At 57.6% G+C, this 18,542-nt stretch carries 16 protein-coding genes; 6 read left to right on the top strand and 10 right to left on the bottom strand.

The features are described from left to right. Window positions 1-269 precede the first annotated feature (269 nt). A complete protein-coding gene (gene zapB, locus ACERY3_RS23110; protein WP_010436935.1) occupies window positions 270-509 on the top strand; it encodes a septal ring assembly protein ZapB in 240 nt (79 codons plus the stop codon). Between the two features lie 83 nt (window positions 510-592). Here zapB and rraA read toward each other — a convergent pair whose 3' ends face one another. The 7 genes from rraA to priA all read right to left on the bottom strand — a co-directional run bounded on the left by rraA (window position 593) and on the right by priA (window position 8,546). After that, window positions 593-1,078 carry a ribonuclease E activity regulator RraA gene (gene rraA, locus ACERY3_RS23105; RefSeq protein WP_032662736.1) on the bottom strand — a complete coding sequence of 162 codons (486 nt, stop codon included), beginning with the start codon at window positions 1,076-1,078 and terminating at the stop codon, window positions 593-595. 92 nt (window positions 1,079-1,170) lie between these two features. Beyond that, window positions 1,171-2,091, bottom strand: a complete 921-nt coding sequence (gene menA / locus ACERY3_RS23100; RefSeq protein ID WP_069303426.1) for a 1,4-dihydroxy-2-naphthoate polyprenyltransferase — start codon at window positions 2,089-2,091, stop codon at window positions 1,171-1,173. A 68-nt stretch (window positions 2,092-2,159) separates the two neighbouring features. Next, window positions 2,160-3,494 (bottom strand): HslU--HslV peptidase ATPase subunit, encoded by a 1,335-nt coding sequence (gene hslU, locus ACERY3_RS23095; protein WP_023309685.1) that lies wholly within the window; start codon window positions 3,492-3,494, stop codon window positions 2,160-2,162. 9 nt (window positions 3,495-3,503) lie between these two features. Continuing rightward, a complete protein-coding gene (hslV, locus tag ACERY3_RS23090; RefSeq protein ID WP_008501802.1) occupies window positions 3,504-4,034 on the bottom strand; it encodes an ATP-dependent protease subunit HslV in 531 nt (176 codons plus the stop codon). 94 nt (window positions 4,035-4,128) lie between these two features. Next, window positions 4,129-5,112, bottom strand: a complete 984-nt coding sequence (ftsN, locus tag ACERY3_RS23085; RefSeq protein ID WP_373226576.1) for a cell division protein FtsN — start codon at window positions 5,110-5,112, stop codon at window positions 4,129-4,131. Between the two features lie 93 nt (window positions 5,113-5,205). Beyond that, the gene (gene cytR, locus ACERY3_RS23080) at window positions 5,206-6,231 is read right to left on the bottom strand and encodes a DNA-binding transcriptional regulator CytR (RefSeq protein WP_023309683.1); all 1,026 of its coding nucleotides are present in this window, start codon (window positions 6,229-6,231) and stop codon (window positions 5,206-5,208) included. Between the two features lie 119 nt (window positions 6,232-6,350). Then, window positions 6,351-8,546, bottom strand: a complete 2,196-nt coding sequence (priA, locus tag ACERY3_RS23075) for a primosomal protein N' (protein ID WP_087822923.1) — start codon at window positions 8,544-8,546, stop codon at window positions 6,351-6,353. 200 nt (window positions 8,547-8,746) lie between these two features. Here priA and rpmE point away from each other — a divergent pair, with 200 nt between their 5' ends. After that, window positions 8,747-8,959 (top strand): 50S ribosomal protein L31, encoded by a 213-nt coding sequence (gene rpmE, locus ACERY3_RS23070; RefSeq protein WP_003862040.1) that lies wholly within the window; start codon window positions 8,747-8,749, stop codon window positions 8,957-8,959. Window positions 8,960-9,007: 48 nt separating this feature from the next. On the opposite strand, the gene metJ is transcribed toward rpmE, so the two are convergent. Beyond that, a complete protein-coding gene (gene metJ / locus ACERY3_RS23065; protein WP_007369220.1) occupies window positions 9,008-9,325 on the bottom strand; it encodes a met regulon transcriptional regulator MetJ in 318 nt (105 codons plus the stop codon). Between the two features lie 276 nt (window positions 9,326-9,601). Between metJ and metB the strand changes: the two genes are divergently transcribed. The 4 genes from metB to katG all read left to right on the top strand — a co-directional run bounded on the left by metB (window position 9,602) and on the right by katG (window position 16,639). Continuing rightward, a complete protein-coding gene (metB, locus tag ACERY3_RS23060; RefSeq protein WP_033146933.1) occupies window positions 9,602-10,762 on the top strand; it encodes a cystathionine gamma-synthase in 1,161 nt (386 codons plus the stop codon). Window positions 10,763-10,764: 2 nt separating this feature from the next. Further along, window positions 10,765-13,197 (top strand): bifunctional aspartate kinase/homoserine dehydrogenase II, encoded by a 2,433-nt coding sequence (locus ACERY3_RS23055; RefSeq protein ID WP_033146932.1) that lies wholly within the window; start codon window positions 10,765-10,767, stop codon window positions 13,195-13,197. Between the two features lie 226 nt (window positions 13,198-13,423). After that, the gene (gene metF / locus ACERY3_RS23050) at window positions 13,424-14,311 is read left to right on the top strand and encodes a methylenetetrahydrofolate reductase (RefSeq protein WP_023309676.1); all 888 of its coding nucleotides are present in this window, start codon (window positions 13,424-13,426) and stop codon (window positions 14,309-14,311) included. 147 nt (window positions 14,312-14,458) lie between these two features. Then, a complete protein-coding gene (gene katG, locus ACERY3_RS23045) occupies window positions 14,459-16,639 on the top strand; it encodes a catalase/peroxidase HPI (RefSeq protein ID WP_058841959.1) in 2,181 nt (726 codons plus the stop codon). Between the two features lie 83 nt (window positions 16,640-16,722). On the opposite strand, the gene ACERY3_RS23040 is transcribed toward katG, so the two are convergent. Both ACERY3_RS23040 and fsa read right to left on the bottom strand, forming a co-directional pair. Continuing rightward, window positions 16,723-17,826 carry a glycerol dehydrogenase gene (locus tag ACERY3_RS23040; RefSeq protein ID WP_008501794.1) on the bottom strand — a complete coding sequence of 368 codons (1,104 nt, stop codon included), beginning with the start codon at window positions 17,824-17,826 and terminating at the stop codon, window positions 16,723-16,725. A gap of 12 nt (window positions 17,827-17,838) precedes the next feature. Then, complete coding sequence (gene fsa, locus ACERY3_RS23035) at window positions 17,839-18,501, bottom strand: fructose-6-phosphate aldolase (protein WP_058841960.1); 663 nt, start codon at window positions 18,499-18,501, stop codon at window positions 17,839-17,841. Window positions 18,502-18,542: the final 41 nt, after the last annotated feature.

The raw sequence follows: 18,542 nt of genomic DNA, 5'->3' as shown, positions 1-18,542 counted from the left end.
GTCTGTGTCAATAAAATGAGCGTTTTCGCGCCATAAAGCACATTTTTGCATCAGTACAGGAATGTGAGCTGAATCATTTCATTAACGAATCAGTTAACAATTTAGGGGTATATGATGCGAACACACCAGGACCAGACCTAAAAGTGTTGCAAACCGCGATCTGCGCGGCGTGTCGCTGGACACAGAGCGCCGCGCTCCATACAATCGACGGTATATGTCGTGCGCGTTTATGTTAAAGCGTCGCCTTGCAATTCAGGAGAGGTAGCATCATGTCTTTAGAAGTGTTTGAGAAACTGGAATCGAAAGTACAGCAGGCGATTGACACCATCACCCTGCTGCAGATGGAAATTGAAGAGCTGAAAGAGAAGAACAACAGCCTGGCGCAGGAAGTTCAGAACGCTCAGCACGGCCGCGAAGAGCTGGAGCGCGAAAACAACCAGCTGCGCGAACAGCAGAACGGCTGGCAGGATCGCCTGCAGGCGCTGCTGGGACGTATGGAAGAGGTCTAATTTCTCTCGGGAAATACAGATGAAATAAGCCGGGTAAGGCGTCGCCGCCACCCGGCTTTTTTATGGTTCTCGCTGACTTTTTACTACTCGATATCCAGCGCGTCTTCCGACAGGATAATGCCGGTATTATCGGCGTAGAGATGGTCCCCGGAGAAGAAGGTCACGCCGCCGAAATTGACGCGCACGTCGCTTTCGCCGATGCCGTCACCCGCCGCCCCTACCGGTATGGCAGCGATGGCCTGAATCCCGATATCCAGGTCTTCCAGATCGTCCACCTGACGTACGGAACCATACACCACAAGGCCTTCCCACTCATTCTGAACGGCAATGCCGGCCAGTTCAGCATCAATTAATGCACGGCGCACGGAACCGCCGCCGTCGACCACAAGAACGCGGCCGCGGCCATTCTGTTCGAGCAGATCGTACAGCAACCCGTTGTCCTCGAAACATTTCACCGTGACGATTTGACCGCCAAACGACGACCTCCCACCAAAGTTGGAGAACAGCGGTTCAACGACGTTGACATCTTCCTGGTAGATGTCACAAAGCTCGGAGGTATCGTATTTCATAGGTTTAACGCTCAGTTGCTGCGAATGTGTTCAGTATATCGTGCGAAATGCGTTGTTGGCAAAATCATCAATTGTTAATTGATATTTGTCAGCTAACGCAGCGTCTGGCTTAACACAATCCCGATGACGAACAACAGGTTAGTCAGCAACGCGCCTTTTACCGTGCGTTCCAGCATCGGCGGCATGGCGGACGGGCTGAGTTCACGCATCACAAAGCGGGCCTGCTTAATCAGCAGCGGCGCGGCAAGCACAAACAGCCAGCCCCACAGGCTCTGCAAGGAAATCAGGTTAAACAGCGCCAGGCAAACCAGCGCGCCAATGAGCAGACAGGCGTGATAGCGGCGCGCATTGACCGGCCCCAGACGAACCGCCAGAGTGTTTTTGCCGTTCTCGCGATCGCTGTCGATATCGCGCAGGTTGTTGATGTTGAGCACCGCCGTCGCCAGCAGACCGCAGGCGGTCGCGGGCAGGAACAGGGCAGGGATCACCGTATGCGCCTGCAGGTACCAGCTTCCCATCACGCTCAGCCAGCCGAAGAACACCAGTACGGAGATATCCCCGAGCCCAATATAACCGTAAGGACGCGTGCCGACGGTGTAGGTGATGGCCGCGATAATGGCCAGTAAACCCAGCACCAGGAAGCCAATGAAATCGCTGGTGGTCTTAGACGCCACCGTCACCAGCGCAAGGCCGGATACGCAGATCAGCGCTACGGTGATAATCAGCGCGCGTTTCATCTGCGCCTGGGTAATCACCCCTTTCTGCATTCCGCGCAGTGGACCTATGCGGTCCGGCTTGTCGCTGCCTTTTACCGCGTCGCCGTAGTCGTTGGCGAGATTAGAGAGAATTTGCAGCAGGCCGGCGGTAATCAGTGCCAGCGCGGCGACCAGCGGCTCAAAATAACCCTGCCACCAGGCAAGGGCGGTACCGACGATAATCGCGGCAAAGGCCAGAGGAAGCGTTTTAGGGCGCAGACTTTCGAGCCACGCCTGAGTACGGCTGATGTCAGTCATAAGTATTTAGCCAATAAAAATGGGGGCATTAGCCCCCATTAAACGTGATGAGAATCCAGTAACCGCGATTATAGGATAAAACGGCTCAGATCTTCATCTGCCACTAACGCATCCAGATGTTTACTCACATATTCTGCGTCAATGGTAACGGTTTGACCGTTAAGGTCGCTCGCGTCGTAAGAGATATCTTCCACCAGGCGTTCCAGCACGGTATGCAGGCGACGCGCACCGATGTTCTCGGTGGTTTCGTTGACCTGCCATGCGGCCTGGGCAATACGCTTGATACCGTCTTCAGTGAACTCGAGGTTCACGCCTTCGGTCGCCATCAGCGCTTTGTACTGTACGGTAGCAGAGGCGTTCGGCTCGGTCAGGATACGTTCGAAATCTTCGGTAGTCAGCGCCTGCAGCTCAACGCGAATTGGCAGACGCCCCTGCAGTTCGGGGATCAGATCCGACGGGCTGGCAACCTGGAACGCCCCTGAAGCGATAAACAGGATGTGGTCCGTTTTCACCATGCCGTGCTTGGTGGAGACGGTGCAGCCTTCAACCAGCGGCAGCAGGTCGCGCTGAACGCCTTCGCGGGATACGTCCGGACCGGAGCTGTTGCCGCCGCGCTTACAAATTTTGTCGATTTCGTCGATAAACACGATACCGTGCTGCTCAACCGCGTCGATAGCGTCCTGCTTCAGCTCTTCCGGGTTTACCAGCTTCGCCGCTTCTTCTTCAATCAGCAGCTTCATCGCGTCTTTGATTTTCAGCTTACGCGCTTTCTGCTTCTGGCCGCCCAGGTTCTGGAACATGGACTGCAGCTGGCTAGTCATCTCTTCCATGCCCGGAGGCGCCATGATTTCCACGCCCATTGGCGCGGCAGCGAGATCGATCTCAATCTCTTTGTCGTCCAGCTGGCCTTCACGCAGTTTTTTGCGGAATGCCTGGCGCGCCGCGGATGGTTCCGCCTGCTGCTCTGCCTGGCCCCAGTTGTTTTTTGCCGGTGGGATCAGCACGTCGAGAATGCGCTCTTCGGCCATCTCTTCCGCACGATAGCGGTTTTTCTCGATCGCCTGGACGCGCACCATCTTGATCGCCGAGTCGGTCAGATCGCGGATGATGGAGTCCACTTCTTTACCCACATAGCCCACTTCGGTGAACTTGGTGGCTTCAACTTTGATGAACGGCGCGTTAGCCAGCTTCGCCAGACGACGGGCGATTTCGGTTTTACCGACGCCGGTCGGGCCGATCATCAGAATGTTTTTCGGCGTCACTTCGTGGCGCAGCTCTTCATCAAGCTGCATACGACGCCAGCGGTTACGCAGGGCGATAGCCACGGAACGCTTTGCGTTATCCTGGCCGATAATGTGTTTGTTCAGTTCGCTGACAATTTCGCGTGGGGTCATTTCAGACATGGGAGATCCTTACGCTTTGGAGGTCAATTCTTCGATGGTGTGGTTGTGGTTGGTATAAATGCAGATATCACCTGCAATATCCAACGCCTTCACCGCGATATCACGCGCGTTCATGTCGGTATTTTCCAACAGCGCGCGGGCTGCAGCCTGGGCATAAGGGCCGCCAGAGCCGATGGCAATCAGGTCATTTTCCGGCTGAATGACGTCACCGTTACCGGTGATGATCAGCGAGGCGGTTTCATCGGCCACGGCCAGCAGCGCTTCGAGCTTGCGCAGCATGCGGTCGGTACGCCAGTCTTTCGCCAGCTCAACGGCAGCTTTCACCAGATGACCCTGGTGCATTTCCAGTTTGCGTTCAAACAGTTCAAACAGCGTGAAGGCGTCCGCCGTGCCGCCAGCAAAACCGGCGATCACTTTGTCGTTGTAGAGGCGGCGCACTTTCTTCACGTTGCCTTTCATGACGGTATTACCCAGCGTGGCCTGGCCATCACCGGCGATTACCACATGGCCGTTACGGCGTACACTTACTATTGTTGTCACGAGCAGACCCCCTGGTTACAGAATCGGGAAACAGAAGCCCTGAGCCTGTGCTCAGGGCTGAATTAAATGATAGATGGGGGGGATTTTGGGGGTTTCAACCCCCGGAGGCGAGTCGAATGCAGTTTGTGTGGCCGGCGATTTTCAAACGAGAAATGGTGCCATCGGCATTTTCTTTGCCTTTGACCGGACCAATCACCACGCGATTCCAGCCGTTGTTGGTGGTAATACGCGAATCAAACCCTTCAAAGGCCAGCTGAGCACGTACCGTTTCCGCCTGCTCTGCGCCTTTGAACGAACCGCACTGTACCATCCAGCGGCGCTCGTCTTTTTTCTCAGCCGTCTGCTTCGGCGCTTCGGTCTCTTTGGTCACCGGCGCGACCTGCTGCGTTTTCGGCTGCTGCGCGGTGGTATGCGCTGGCGTCTGGAGCAGATCCTGATACGGCTGAGCCGCCTGTTTCTGCGGCTGCGTTTTCGGCTGCTGCTGGACTGGCTGAGACTGCACCGTACGCGTCTGCTGCTGGTATGGCTGTTCCGTTACCCGCGGCTGTGCTTTCGGCTGCTGCACCGGCTGGGTTTGCGCCCACTGCTGCTGGATCTGCTGTTGCGCCTGACGTCGCTGCAGCGTTTGCTGGCGCTGTGCTGGCGTCTGCTCATTCCACGGTACTTCGTTCAGCTGCGTAGGCTGCTGGCGCATATCGGCCTGCATTTGGGCCAGCAGCTGACGCTGTTCATCCGTCAGCTGATTTGCATTCTGCACTTCACCACCCGCAGAAGGTTCGGTTGGCGCACGCACCCCGGGCTGACGGCTTTCCAGCTCTTTGATATACCGCCAGCGCTCTTCAGGCTTCGGAGGAAGGCCATTTCCGGCAACCTTACTGGCCTGAAGCGCCTCAGACTCTTCTTTTTTATGGTGCGTGATAAAGTACAGGCCACCAATAAAGGCGACGACTACAGCCGCAGCAATAGCGACCATTGCTGGCGAGACAGCAGGCAGGTTACGTTGCTTTTTCCTTGAGCTACTCTTTTTGCGTCGCGAAGGTGCCGGCTGGCCGCGACGTACATAATCTCGTTGTGCCACTATCGTTTCGCTGTATTTATTCGTTCGTCAGTCCGCCATGTTACTTAAGCGGCGGGGCTTTGACCAGATAAGGGTATCCGAAAGACGTTTACTTTAAGTCAATGCCTGGGTAGTGCCGCGGACAATCAGTTCGCAGTCCAGCAACCGCGAGCCGCTGCTAACTGTTTGACCGTGAAGCTGATCCAGCAGAAGGAGCATCGCTTCGCGGCCGATTTGGTAGCGCGGCTGAGCGACCGTTGAGAGCGGCGGATCGCAAAATTCTGAAAGCGAAATATTGTCGAATCCGATGATCGATAAATCTTTCGGTATGCGAAGGCCGCGGCGTTTGGCGTACGACAATGCGCCCAGCGCCATCACGTCGCTGTGACAAAATACGGCGGTTGGCGGTTCAGGCAGGTCCAGAAGTTTCTCAAGCGCTTGTCCACCCGCGGCGAAGGTAAAGTCACCGCGCGCAATGTAGTGCGGATCGACGGTGACGCCGGTACGGCGCAGCGCCTGAACGTAGCCCTGCAAGCGATAGTGACACAGCGGCATCTCTTCAGGCCCGGCAATACAGCCAATGCGCTTATGCCCCAGCTCCTGGAGATAGTTTACGGCGTTGAACGCGGCGGTGAGGTTATCAATGTGGACCGTCGGCAGCTCCAGCTCCGGCGCAAACTCGTTGGCCATCACCATCGGCGGTAAATTACGCTGCTCTTCAATGCTGGCATCAAACGGCAGACGAGAGCCAAGCAGCAGCATGCCGTCGATCTGCTTGGTGATAATGAGATCGATGAAGGTTTTTTCCTGCTGGTTCTGATGAGCACAGTCGCCAATCAGCACCAGGTAACCCTGTTCCGCTGCGGTGACTTCAATACCGCGGATGATCTCGCTGAAGAAGGGGTCGCAGATATCCGGCACAATCACCAGAATGGTGCGCGACTCATTGCGTTTAACGTTACGCCCCATCGCCTGTGGGAAATAGCCCACTTCAAGCGCAGCCTGCTCTACCCGGTTACGGGTCGCCTGGGAGACTTTATCCGGGTTCATTAATGCGCGGGATACCGTTGCCGTAGAGACTTGTGCTTTCTGGGCAACGTCTTTCATGGTCGCCGGTGCAACCTCTTTCCTGGACTTCAACGTCTTCTCCTCGCCTGAACACCGAACTTCTGACATCACCATTTTTACAGATAGTTAATGGAATCGGTTACAGAATTTTCATAAAAAGTGTGAGGAGCGTTAAATTTTTCGATCCGTCTTCAGCCTTCGATGGGATCGACGTCCAGTACCCACTTCACTTTTCGCGCTTCCGGCAGCGTGTTGATGAGCGCCAGCGTGCCGCTGACGATATGCTGCAGGCGAACACGTGAGGGGTGCTGAAGTAAGATTTGCCAGCGGAAACGTCCGCCGCGTTTTGGTGCGAGTGCCGGCACCGGGCCCAGGATCCACAGCTGATTATCCACCAGCGGGCTGGCCTGCAGGAGGTTTCTCAGCTGCTGCAGGAAAAGCGGCGCCTGCTGGTTATTGTGATCTTCCGCGCGGATGATGACGTGGCTGGTCCACGGCGGCAGCTGCATGGTCTGGCGTTCGGCCAGCGCCTGCTCGGCAAAGGCGTCATAGCCTTTATGCAGCAGGGTTTGCAGCAGCGGGTGCTCAGGATGGTGCGTTTGCAACACCACTTCGCCCTGTTTACCGGCGCGACCGGCACGCCCTGCCACCTGGGTATAAAGCTGGGCGAAGCGCTCGGCTGAGCGGAAATCTGCCGAAAACAGCGCGCCGTCTACGTCCAGCAGGGCAACCAGCGTGACGTCCGGGAAGTGGTGGCCTTTGGCCAGCATCTGGGTGCCAATCAGGATGCGCGCGCCGCCGCGATGCACTTCCGCCAGCTGCTGTTCCAGCGCGCCTTTGCGGCTGGTGGTGTCCCGGTCGATACGCGAAATAGGCACGTCCGGGAAGAAGGGGCCAAGCGCCTGTTCCAGCTGTTCCGTCCCCAGACCGACCGGTACGATATGGGTTGAACCACACGACGGGCACTGGCGCGGCACCGGGCGCTGGCTGTCGCAGTGGTGGCAGCGCAAATGCCGCTGGGCCTGGTGGAAGGTATAGTAGTGGTCGCAGCGAGGACACTCGGCAATCCAGCCGCAGTCGTGGCACAGCAGGGCGGGGGCGAATCCGCGGCGGTTCAGAAACAGAATGACCTGGTTCCCCGCCTGCAGGTGCTGGCGCATGCGGGTAATCAATGCAGGCGCTAGCCCGGCCTGAACCTGCTGACCTTTCAGATCCAGCACGTGCTGAATGGCCGGACGGGCATTCCCCGCCCGACGCGTCAGGCGCAGCATGTGGTACTTACGCTGGCGCACGTTGTGCAGCGTTTCGAGCGCAGGCGTGGCGGAGCCGAGAATAATGGGAATCTGCTCACTGTGCGCGCGATAGACCGCCAGATCGCGGGCGTGATAGCGCCAGCCTTCCTGCTGTTTATAGGAGCTGTCGTGCTCTTCGTCGATCACGATAACGCCAAGATTTTTAAACGGCGTAAACAGCGACGAGCGGGTGCCGATCACAATCGCCGCTTCGCCGTTTTTCGCTTTCAGCCAGGCGCTGAGGCGTTCGCTGTCGTTCAGGCCGGAGTGCAGCACCTCAACCGGCGCGTTAAAGCGCTCGCGGAATCGGGCGATGGTTTGCGGCGTCAGGCCAATTTCCGGCACCATCACCAGCGCCTGTTTGCCCTGCGCGAGCACGTTTTCCAGCACGCTCAGGTAGACTTCGGTCTTGCCGGAACCGGTGACCCCCGCCAGCAGCCAGGCAGAGAAATGATCGGAGGCGCTATGAATCGCGCCCACGGCGGTGGCCTGCTCGGTATTCAGACGCAGGCGATCCCCTGAAACGGAGAAACTCACCCGCCAGTCGTAAAGAGCGGGAGCTTCGCTGGCCAGTTCGCTCAGCCCTTTCTTTCTTAAGGCCTGTAGCGCCGTTTCGCTGACCTCAAGCTCGTCGACCTGATGTCGCCAGATTTTTCCCTGACGCAGCGCCGCCAGCGCCTGCTGCTGTTTCTGCGATCGCTTCAGGCTGTTGATGTCCACCGCCTGGCCCTGCTCGGTGGCAAACCAGTACCACATCGGCGCATGGCTGGCGCTTTTGCCCTGGCGCAGCATGATGGGCAGGGCGTGGAACAGCACGTCGCCAATCGGGTGATGATAATAATCCGCCGCCCACAGCAGCAGTCGCCAGGTGCTGGTAGAGTAAACGGGCTCGCTGTCCAGCACCTCAACGACCGACTTCAGCTCGTTAAGCGGTAATTCGCTTTTATCGCTGACGGAGACGACGATCCCCACGCGCTGCTGTTTGCCAAACGGCACGGTCACGCGGCAACCCGCTTTGGCGCTCATGCTGTCGGGCAGCAGGTAGTCAAAGGTGCGGGGAAGCGGAACGGGCAGGGCAACGTGAGCGACGGGCATCGAATCTTCCTGACTTGAAAAGTGGCGCGTTAGTATACACATTAGTAAAAGCGGCGTGCGGATCAGTTTGCATACGTTGGTCAAATTCTGTATGATTCGCCGCCTTTGGTGTACTTTACGCCAAAGAACTTACAATCAACATCGCGTGGTGTCTGGCGTTAGGGCTGGAAGAGCGACGCGGCCTTAACTGAGGTTCTCCCATGAAAAAAGATATTCACCCGAAATACGAAATGATTACTGCAAACTGTTCTTGCGGTAACTCTATCCAGATCCGCTCTACCGTGGGTCACGATCTGAACCTGGACGTGTGCGGCAAATGCCACCCGTTCTACACTGGTAAGCAGCGTGACGTTGCAACCGGTGGCCGTGTTGACCGCTTCAACAAGCGTTTCAGCATCCCGGGCGCTAAATAAGTTTCCCGAAAAAAAGGCACCGCAAGGTGCCTTTTTTGTATCCGCTTCTCAGTATTCCCACGTATCCGGGTCAATACCCAGTTCACGCATGATCACCTTCGCCTCTTCCGGGATTTCATCACTACGCTCTTTGCGCAGATCTTCATCGTTCGGCAACGGTTGACCGGTAAACGCATGCAGAAACGCTTCGCACAGCAGTTCGCTGTTGGTCGCGTGGCGCAGGTTGTTCACCTGACGACGCGTACGTTCATCGGTGAGGATCTTCAACACCTTCAGAGGAATGGAAACCGTAATTTTCTTTACTTGCTCACTCTTCTTACCGTGCTCAGCGTATGGGCTGATATATTCGCCGCTCCATTCAGCCATGAGATACCTTTAATCCTCTCAGTCATTTATTTAAAGGTGCAAAACCTGTAACCACCCGTTTTGAACCGCAATCTTGTCTAGTTTACCGTAGAGACGATACCGTGGCACGGATATTGCCGCTGCAGCGTGCACTAAAGCATATAATTTTAACGGCTATTTGCGCATTGCTCAATCTATACGCAAAGAAGTTTAGATGTCCAGATGTATTGACGTCCATACTTTCAGTGTTTACTCTGGTGCCTGACTTTTCACCTCATTCGCCAGGAAGCCCTCACCATGACGCGTAAACAGGCCACTATTGCAGTGCGTAGCGGATTAAATGATGACGAGCAGTACGGCTGCGTTGTCCCGCCGATTCATCTTTCCAGTACCTACAATTTCACCGGATTTAATGAACCCCGCGCGCATGATTATTCGCGTCGTGGCAACCCTACGCGTGACGTGACCCAGCGCGCGCTGGCCGAGCTGGAAGGTGGCGCAGGTGCAGTATTAACCAATACGGGGATGTCCGCCATTCACCTGGTGACCACGGTGTTCCTGAAACCGGGCGATCTGCTGGTTGCGCCGCACGACTGCTACGGCGGCAGCTATCGCCTGTTTGACAGCCTGGCGAAACGCGGCTGCTATCGCGTCCTGTTTGTCGATCAAAACGACGAACAGGCGCTGAAACAGGCCCTGGCAGAGAAACCGAAGCTGGTTCTGGTGGAAAGTCCAAGCAATCCATTGTTGCGCGTTGTCGATATTGCGAAAATTTGTCAGCTCGCAAGGGATGCGGGAGCGATAAGTGTAGTGGATAATACGTTCCTCAGTCCGGCCCTTCAGAACCCACTCGCACTGGGTGCCGATCTGGTATTGCATTCATGCACTAAATATCTGAACGGCCATTCTGATGTGGTGGCGGGCGTGGTGATTGCCAAAGATCCCGACGTTGTCACCGAACTGGCATGGTGGGCCAATAATATTGGCGTCACCGCGGGGGCCTTCGACAGCTATCTGCTGTTGCGCGGCATCCGCACGCTGTCGCCGCGCATGGACGTGGCGCAGCGCAATGCCCAGGCGATTGTCGATTTCCTGAAAACCCAGCCGCTGGTGAAAAAGCTTTATCACCCGTCGCTGCCGGAAAATCAGGGGCACGAGATTGCCGCGCGCCAGCAGAAGGGATTTGGCGCGATGTTAAGTTTTGAACTGGACGGTGACGAGCAAACGCTGCGTCGCTTCCTGAGCGGGCTGTCATTGTTTACGCTGGCGGAATCCTTAGGTGGGGTTGAAAGCTTGATCTCCCACGCCGCGACCATGACGCACGCAGGTATGGCACCGGAAGCACGTGCCGCCGCCGGAATTTCTGAGACGCTGCTGCGTATCTCAACCGGCATTGAAGATTCTGAAGATTTAATTGCCGATCTGGAAAATGCCTTCCGGATCGCAGCCAAGGGGTAATCATGAGTGTGATAGCGCAGGCAGGGGCGAAGGGTCGTCAACTGCACAAGTTTGGTGGTAGTAGTCTTGCTGATGTGAAATGTTACCTGCGCGTTGCAGGGATCATGACGGAATATTCACAGCCGGGTGACATGATGGTTGTCTCGGCGGCGGGCAGCACCACCAACCAGTTGATTAGCTGGCTGAAACTGAGCCAGACCGATCGCCTTTCTGCGCATCAGGTGCAACAGTCCTTACGCCGTTACCAGAGCGAGCTGATTGCCGGCCTGCTGCCTGCGGACGTGGCGGACGGGCTGATCAGCGCCTTTACGCATGACCTTGAGCGTCTGGCTGCCCTGCTGGACAGCGGAATTACCGACGCGGTGTATGCCGAAGTGGTGGGCCACGGTGAAGTGTGGTCCGCGCGCCTGATGGCCGCCGTGCTGCAGCACCTGGGCGTGGAAGCAGCCTGGCTCGACGCGCGTGACTTCCTGCGCGCCGAACGCGCCGCGCAGCCGCAGGTGGATGAAGGGTTGTCCTACCCGCTGCTGCAACAGCTGCTCGTGCAGCACCCGGGCAAACGTATTGTCGTCACCGGCTTTATCAGCCGCAGCAACGCGGGCGAAACCGTGCTGCTGGGCCGTAACGGTTCGGACTACTCGGCAACGCAGATTGGTGCCCTGGCGGGCGTGTCCCGCGTCACCATCTGGAGCGATGTGGCGGGTGTGTACAGCGCGGACCCGCGCAAAGTAAAAGATGCCTGCCTGCTGCCGCTGCTGCGTCTCGACGAAGCCAGCGAGCTGGCGCGTCTGGCCGCGCCGGTACTGCACGCGCGCACGCTGCAGCCGGTTTCCGGCAGCGATATCGACCTCCAGCTGCGCTGCAGTTACACCCCGGATCAAGGCTCCACGCGCATTGAGCGCGTACTGGCGTCCGGTACCGGGGCGCGTATTGTCACCAGCCACGACGACATCTGCCTGATTGAGTTCCAGGTGCCTGCAGGCCAGGACTTCAAGCTGGCGCATAAAGATATCGACACGATCCTGAAACGCGCCCAGGTGCGTCCGCTGGCCGTTGGCGTGCATAACGATCGCCAGCTGCTGCAGTTCTGCTATACCGCGGAAGTGGCGGACAGCGCGCTGAAAATTCTGGATGAAGCGGGCCTGCCGGGCGAGCTTCGCCTGCGTCAGGGGCTGGCGCTGGTGGCGATGGTGGGCGCGGGCGTCACCCGTAACCCGCTGCATTGCCACCGCTTCTGGCAGCAGCTGAAAGGCCAGCCGGTGGAGTTCACCTGGCAGTCGGAAGAGGGCATCAGCCTGGTCGCCGTCCTGCGCAAAGGGCCAACCGAGAGCCTGATTCAGGGTCTGCACACCTCCCTGTTCCGCGCGGAAAAGCGCATCGGCCTGGTGCTGTTCGGGAAAGGCAACATCGGTTCCCGCTGGCTGGAACTGTTTGCCCGCGAACAGGTGACGCTCTCGGCGCGTACCGGATTCGAATTCATTCTCGCGGGCGTGGTGGACAGCCGCCGCAGCCTGCTGAACTACGAAGGGCTGGACGCCAGCCGCGCGCTTGCGTTCTTTAATGATGAAGCGGTTGAGCAGGATGAAGAGTCGCTGTTCCTGTGGATGCGTGCGCACCCGTATGACGATCTGGTGGTGCTGGACGTTACCGCCAGCGAACAGCTTGCGGATCAGTATCTGGATTTCGCCAGCCACGGTTTCCACGTCATCAGTGCGAACAAGCTGGCGGGGGCAAGCAGCACCGATAAATACCGCCAGATCCACGACGCGTTTGAAAAAACGGGGCGCCACTGGCTTTATAACGCCACCGTTGGGGCAGGCCTGCCGGTCAACCACACCGTGCGTGACCTGATTGAAAGCGGCGACAGCATTCTGGCGCTGAGCGGTATCTTCTCCGGCACGCTCTCCTGGCTGTTCCTGCAGTTTGACGGTACCGTACCGTTCACCGACCTGGTGGATCAGGCGTGGCAGCAGGGCTTAACCGAGCCCGATCCGCGCGTTGACCTTTCCGGAAAAGACGTGATGCGTAAGCTGGTGATCCTGGCGCGTGAAGCCGGTTATGACATCGAACCGGATTCTGTACGCGTCGAATCGCTGGTGCCTGCCGGCTGTGAAGAAGGTTCTGTGGATCATTTCTTTGAAAATGGTGAAGAGCTTAACGAGCAGATGGTACAGCGTCTGGAAGCGGCGAACGAGATGGGGCTGGTGCTGCGCTATGTGGCGCGTTTCGAGGCCAACGGAAAAGCGCGAGTCGGCGTCGAGGCGGTGCGTCCTGAACATCCGCTGGCGGCGCTGCTGCCGTGCGATAACGTCTTCGCCATCGAAAGCCGCTGGTATCGCGATAACCCGCTGGTGATCCGCGGCCCTGGCGCGGGACGCGATGTCACCGCTGGAGCCATTCAGTCCGACATCAACCGTCTTGCTAAGCTGCTGTAAAGCCTGAATTTCCCTCTCCCTGTGGGAGAGGGTTAGGGTGAGGGCATCAGACAGCACTCACCCTCATCCTGAATTTCCCTCATATTCCCTGAGCAAACCTCACCGTTATTGTTGATTATTTATGTTGACGTCCCTCCGCTTTTCCGTCATTTTTACATCTGGACGTCTAAACGTATAGAAGTTCACAACACAACAAATAACGACATGCGATTGATAGAGGTAAGGTATGAGCTTTTTTCACGCCAACCAGCGGGAAGCACTGAATCAGAGCCTGGCCGAAGTAAACGGCCAGATTAACGTCTCTTTTGAATTTTTCCCGCCGCGCACCAGTGAAATGGAGCAAACCCTGTGGAGCTCTATCGATCGTCTTAGCAGCCTGAAGCCGAAGTTCGTCTCCGTGACTTACGGTGCGAACTCCGGCGAGCGTGACCGTACGCACAGCATCATTAAAGGCATCAAAGATCGTACCGGTCTGGAAGCGGCTCCGCACCTCACCTGCATCGACGCCACCCGCGACGAGCTGCGGGCCATCGCCCAGGATTACTGGAATAACGGCATTCGTCATATTGTCGCGCTGCGCGGTGACCTGCCGCCGGGCAGCGGCAAGCCGGACATGTATGCCGCCGATCTGGTCGCGCTGCTGAAAGACGTGGCCGACTTTGATATCTCCGTTGCCGCTTATCCTGAGGTGCATCCGGAAGCGAAAAGTGCCCAGGCCGATCTGCTGAACCTCAAGCGTAAAGTGGACGCCGGCGCGAACCGCGCCATTACCCAGTTCTTCTTTGATGTGGAAAGCTACCTGCGTTTCCGTGACCGCTGCGTCTCCGCGGGCATCGACGTTGAAATTATCCCGGGTATTCTGCCGGTTTCTAACTTCAAACAGGCGAAGAAGTTCGCCGATATGACCAATGTCCGCATTCCGCTGTGGATGTCCAAAATGTACGAAGGGCTGGACGATGACCCGGAAACCCGCAAGCTGGTGGGGGCCAATATCGCGATGGACATGGTGAAAATTTTAAGCCGTGAAGGGGTGAAAGATTTCCACTTCTATACGCTGAACCGCGCGGAGATGAGCTACGCCATTTGCCATACGCTGGGTGTTCGTCCAGCGTAATAAGCACAAAGCCCTCGTATTACGAGGGCTTTTTAGTTACGCGAATAGTTAAAAGGTATTAGCTATCGAATCTGTGGATTAATTCAACTATAACTTATTGCTAGTGGTGTATATCGTAACGGTAACACTGTAAAAGGGAGCATAGCGATGAGCACGTCAGACGAGACCAATAAAGCGGCATCGGTCGGCAAATGCCCGTTCCACCAGGGCGGCGTCGATCACAGCGCGGGAGCAGGTACAGGCAGCCGCGACTGGTGGCCAAAACAACTCCGCATCGATCTTCTTAACCAACATTCCAATCGTTCTAACCCGCTGGGTGAAGACTTCGACTACCGCAAAGAATTCAGCAAACTTGATTACTCCGCCCTTAAAGGCGACCTCAAAGCCCTTTTAACCGACTCTCAACCGTGGTGGCCTGCCGACTGGGGCAGCTATGCGGGCCTGTTTATCCGTATGGCCTGGCACGGCGCGGGTACCTATCGCTCCGTTGACGGGCGCGGTGGCGCAGGCCGCGGTCAACAGCGCTTTGCGCCGCTGAACTCCTGGCCGGATAACGTGAGCCTGGATAAGGCGCGCCGTCTGCTGTGGCCAATCAAGCAAAAATACGGACAAAAAATTTCCTGGGCCGACCTGTTTATCCTCGCGGGTAACGTGGCGCTGGAGAACTCCGGCTTCCGTACCTTTGGTTTCGGTGCCGGGCGTGAAGACGTCTGGGAACCAGACCTGGACGTGAACTGGGGTGATGAAAAAGCCTGGCTGACCCACCGTGACCCGGAGGCACTGGCGAAGCGACCTCTCGCCGCCACCGAAATGGGCCTGATTTATGTGAACCCGGAAGGGCCAAACGCCAGCGGTGAACCTCTGTCTGCTGCGGCGGCCATTCGTGCCACCTTCGGCAACATGGGGATGAACGACGAAGAGACCGTTGCGCTGATCGCAGGCGGCCACACCCTCGGCAAAACCCACGGCGCGGGTGAAGCTACGCACGTCGGCACCGACCCGGAAGCTTCGCCGATTGAAGCGCAGGGCCTGGGCTGGGCCAGCACGCACGGTACGGGAATTGGCGCAGATGCCATTACCTCCGGTCTGGAAGTTATCTGGTCGCAAACCCCGACCCAGTGGAGCAACTACTTCTTCGAGAACCTGTTCAAATACGAATGGGTGCAGACCCGCAGCCCGGCGGGTGCGATTCAGTTTGAAGCCGTTGATGCGCCGGAAATCATGCCCGATCCGTTCGACCCGTCGAAAAAACGCAAACCTACCATGCTGGTCACCGACCTGACGCTGCGTTTTGACCCGGAATTCGAGAAAATTTCCCGCCGCTTCCTGAACGATCCGCAGGCCTTCAACGAAGCCTTCGCGCGCGCGTGGTACAAGCTGACCCACCGCGATATGGGGCCAAAATCGCGTTACCTTGGCCCGGAAGTGCCGAAAGAAGATCTGATCTGGCAGGACCCGCTGCCGCAGGCGGTGTTCAATCCGTCGAAAGAAGACATTGAAAGCCTGAAGGCGGAAATCGCTGCCTCTGGCCTCTCCGTGAGCGAACTGGTTTCCGTTGCCTGGGCGTCAGCGTCGACCTTCCGCGGCGGCGACAAGCGCGGCGGCGCCAACGGCGCGCGTCTGGCGCTGGCTCCTCAGCGCGACTGGGATGTGAACGCCGCAGCGGTTCGCGCGTTGCCGGCTCTGGAAGCTATCCAGCGCACCACCAACAAAGCCTCTCTGGCCGATATCATCGTGCTGGCGGGCGTCGTGGGCGTTGAGCAGGCGGCGAAAGCGGCAGGCGTTTACGTCAACGTTCCGTTTACGCCAGGGCGCGTGGATGCGCGTCAGGATCAGACGGATATCGAGATGTTTAACCTGCTCGAACCCATTGCCGACGGCTTCCGCAACTACCGTGCGCAGGTGGATGTGTCCACCACTGAGTCACTGCTGATCGACAAAGCCCAGCAGCTGACGCTGACCGCGCCTGAGCTGACGGTGCTGATCGGTGGCCTGCGCGTGCTGGGTGCAAACTTTGATGGCAGCAAGAATGGCGTGTTTACCGACCGCGAGGGCGTGCTGAGCAACGATTTCTTCGTGAATCTGCTGGACATGAACACCCAGTGGAAGGCAACCGACGAATCTAATGAACTGTTTGCCGGAAGCGATCGCGCCAGCGGTGAAGTGAAATACACCGCCACCCGCGCCGATCTGGTCTTCGGTTCTAACGCCGTCCTGCGCGCGCTGGCAGAGGTTTATGCCAGCAACGATGCCAGCGAGAAGTTTGTCCGCGACTTCGTTGCCGCATGGGCGAAGGTGATGGATCTGGACCGGTTCGACCTGCAGTAACCCTTGTACCGGGTGGCGTTAACGCTTACCCGGCCTACGGGCAAAAAAATCCCCGCTAATGCGGGGATTTTTATTCACGCTATTTACTCCCACTCCTGCAGGAACCGCTGCCCATACTGGTCGGCCACCAGCAGTGCCGCATATACCTGATCCGGCGTTACGCCGCCGGGCATGTTGTGGATAGTTTCCCCTTCGGCACAGGAGGCTTCCGCGATCAAACGCATTTTGGCCGGAATATCCTCTTTGATGTTCAGCTGCGCCAGCGTGATCGGCAGCCCAACGCTGTGACAAAGCGCTGCGACCGTCTCTATTTCTTCTACCGGCGCGTTTTCCAGCACCAGCTGCGTCAGCGTACCAAACGCCACTTTTTCACCGTGATAGAAGTGGTGCGCGTCCGGTACCGCCGTCATTCCGTTATGAATAGCGTGTGCCGCCGCCAGCCCGCCGCTTTCAAAGCCTACGCCGCTGAGATAGGTGTTGGCTTCGATAATGCGTTCCAGCGCCGGTGTAACCACATGCTGTTCCGCGGCCAGCATGGCTTTTTCACCCTCTTCAACCAGCGTGTTGTAGCACAGCTCGGCCAGCGCGAGTGCAGCCTGCGTACATTTGCCGCCCGCCATGGTGGTTGCGCCGCTGCGCGAGCAGGCGCGTGCTTCAAACCAGGTTGCCAGCGCATCGCCAATCCCGGCGGCCAGCAGGCGTGCCGGCGCGCCCGCTACCACTTTGGTATCGACGATTACCATGTTCGGGTTGTGCGGCAGCATCAGGTAGCGATCGAACTCACCGCTGTCGGTGTAAATGACCGAAAGGGCGCTGCACGGCGCATCGGTGGAGGCGATTGTCGGGGCAATAGCGACCGGCACGTCCATAAAATGGGCCAGCGCTTTAGCGGTATCCAGCGTTTTACCACCGCCGATACCCAGCACCGCCAGGCAGTCGGCGCTGTCTGCCAGCTTTTTCAGCCGATCGATTTCATTTTGTGAACATTCGCCGCCAAACGGCGCTATTTCGGCGTGCAGTTCGGCTTTTTTAAAACTCTGGCGCAGGGTCTCTTCGGCAAAACCCAGCACAAATTTATCGCCGACGACCAGCCAGCGATTGGCCAGGGGTTTCAGATAGTCGCCGAGACGGGTAAGCACATCAGCGCCCTGGATATATTTTCCCGGCGATTGAATGATACGGTCCATAACAGTTCTCCCTTAGAGGTTGAGGTTACCAAACGCGTTTTTCCAGTCCTGCTCGAACTTCTCTATGGCTGACTCTACCGCTGGCGTGCCGAGCATTTGTTGCGCTACGTCTAAGGGAAGCGTGATTGCCTCGCATCCCGCCAGCAGGCAGTCCAGCGCCTGCCGCGGCGTTTTGAAGCTGGCGGCCAGCACTTTGCTTTCCGGCGCGTGCAGTTCCAGCAGGGATTGCAGCTCCTGGACCATGCGAATGCCGTCACCGCCCTGAGCGTCAACGCGGTTTACATACGGCGCGACATATTTCGCGCCTGCCAGCGCGGCGAGCAGGCCCTGTGCCGCGCTGTAAACGGCGGTCCCCAGCGTGGCTATCCCTTCTTTTTTCAACGCCTTAATCGCGATGAGCCCCTGAGCCGTCACCGGGATTTTCACCACGATGCCCGGGACGGCGTTACTCAGACGTTTGGCCTCCGCCACCATCCCTTCGGCATCGCGGCTCATGGTTTGAGCAAACAGCGTGCCTTCCGGCCCGATGGCGTTTTGCAGACGCGGCAGCACGTCCCAGATGGATTCACGGCTGGCGGCAACGATGCTCGGATTGGTAGTGACGCCCGCAATGGGGAAGACCCGCGCCAGGCGTTCAACTTCCGCCACGTTGGCGGTATCCAGGTACAGTTCCATTATTTTTCCTTAAGTCAGAAAGGTTGAACAAAGGATAAGGC

It is taken from the genome of Enterobacter cloacae complex sp. ESBL7 (assembly GCF_041679625.1).
In the GTDB taxonomy this organism is placed as follows: Bacteria; Pseudomonadota; Gammaproteobacteria; order Enterobacterales; family Enterobacteriaceae; genus Enterobacter; species Enterobacter asburiae_B.
The sequence above is the reverse complement of the archived record's forward strand: the minus strand, read 5'-3'. Positions and strand labels throughout refer to the sequence as shown.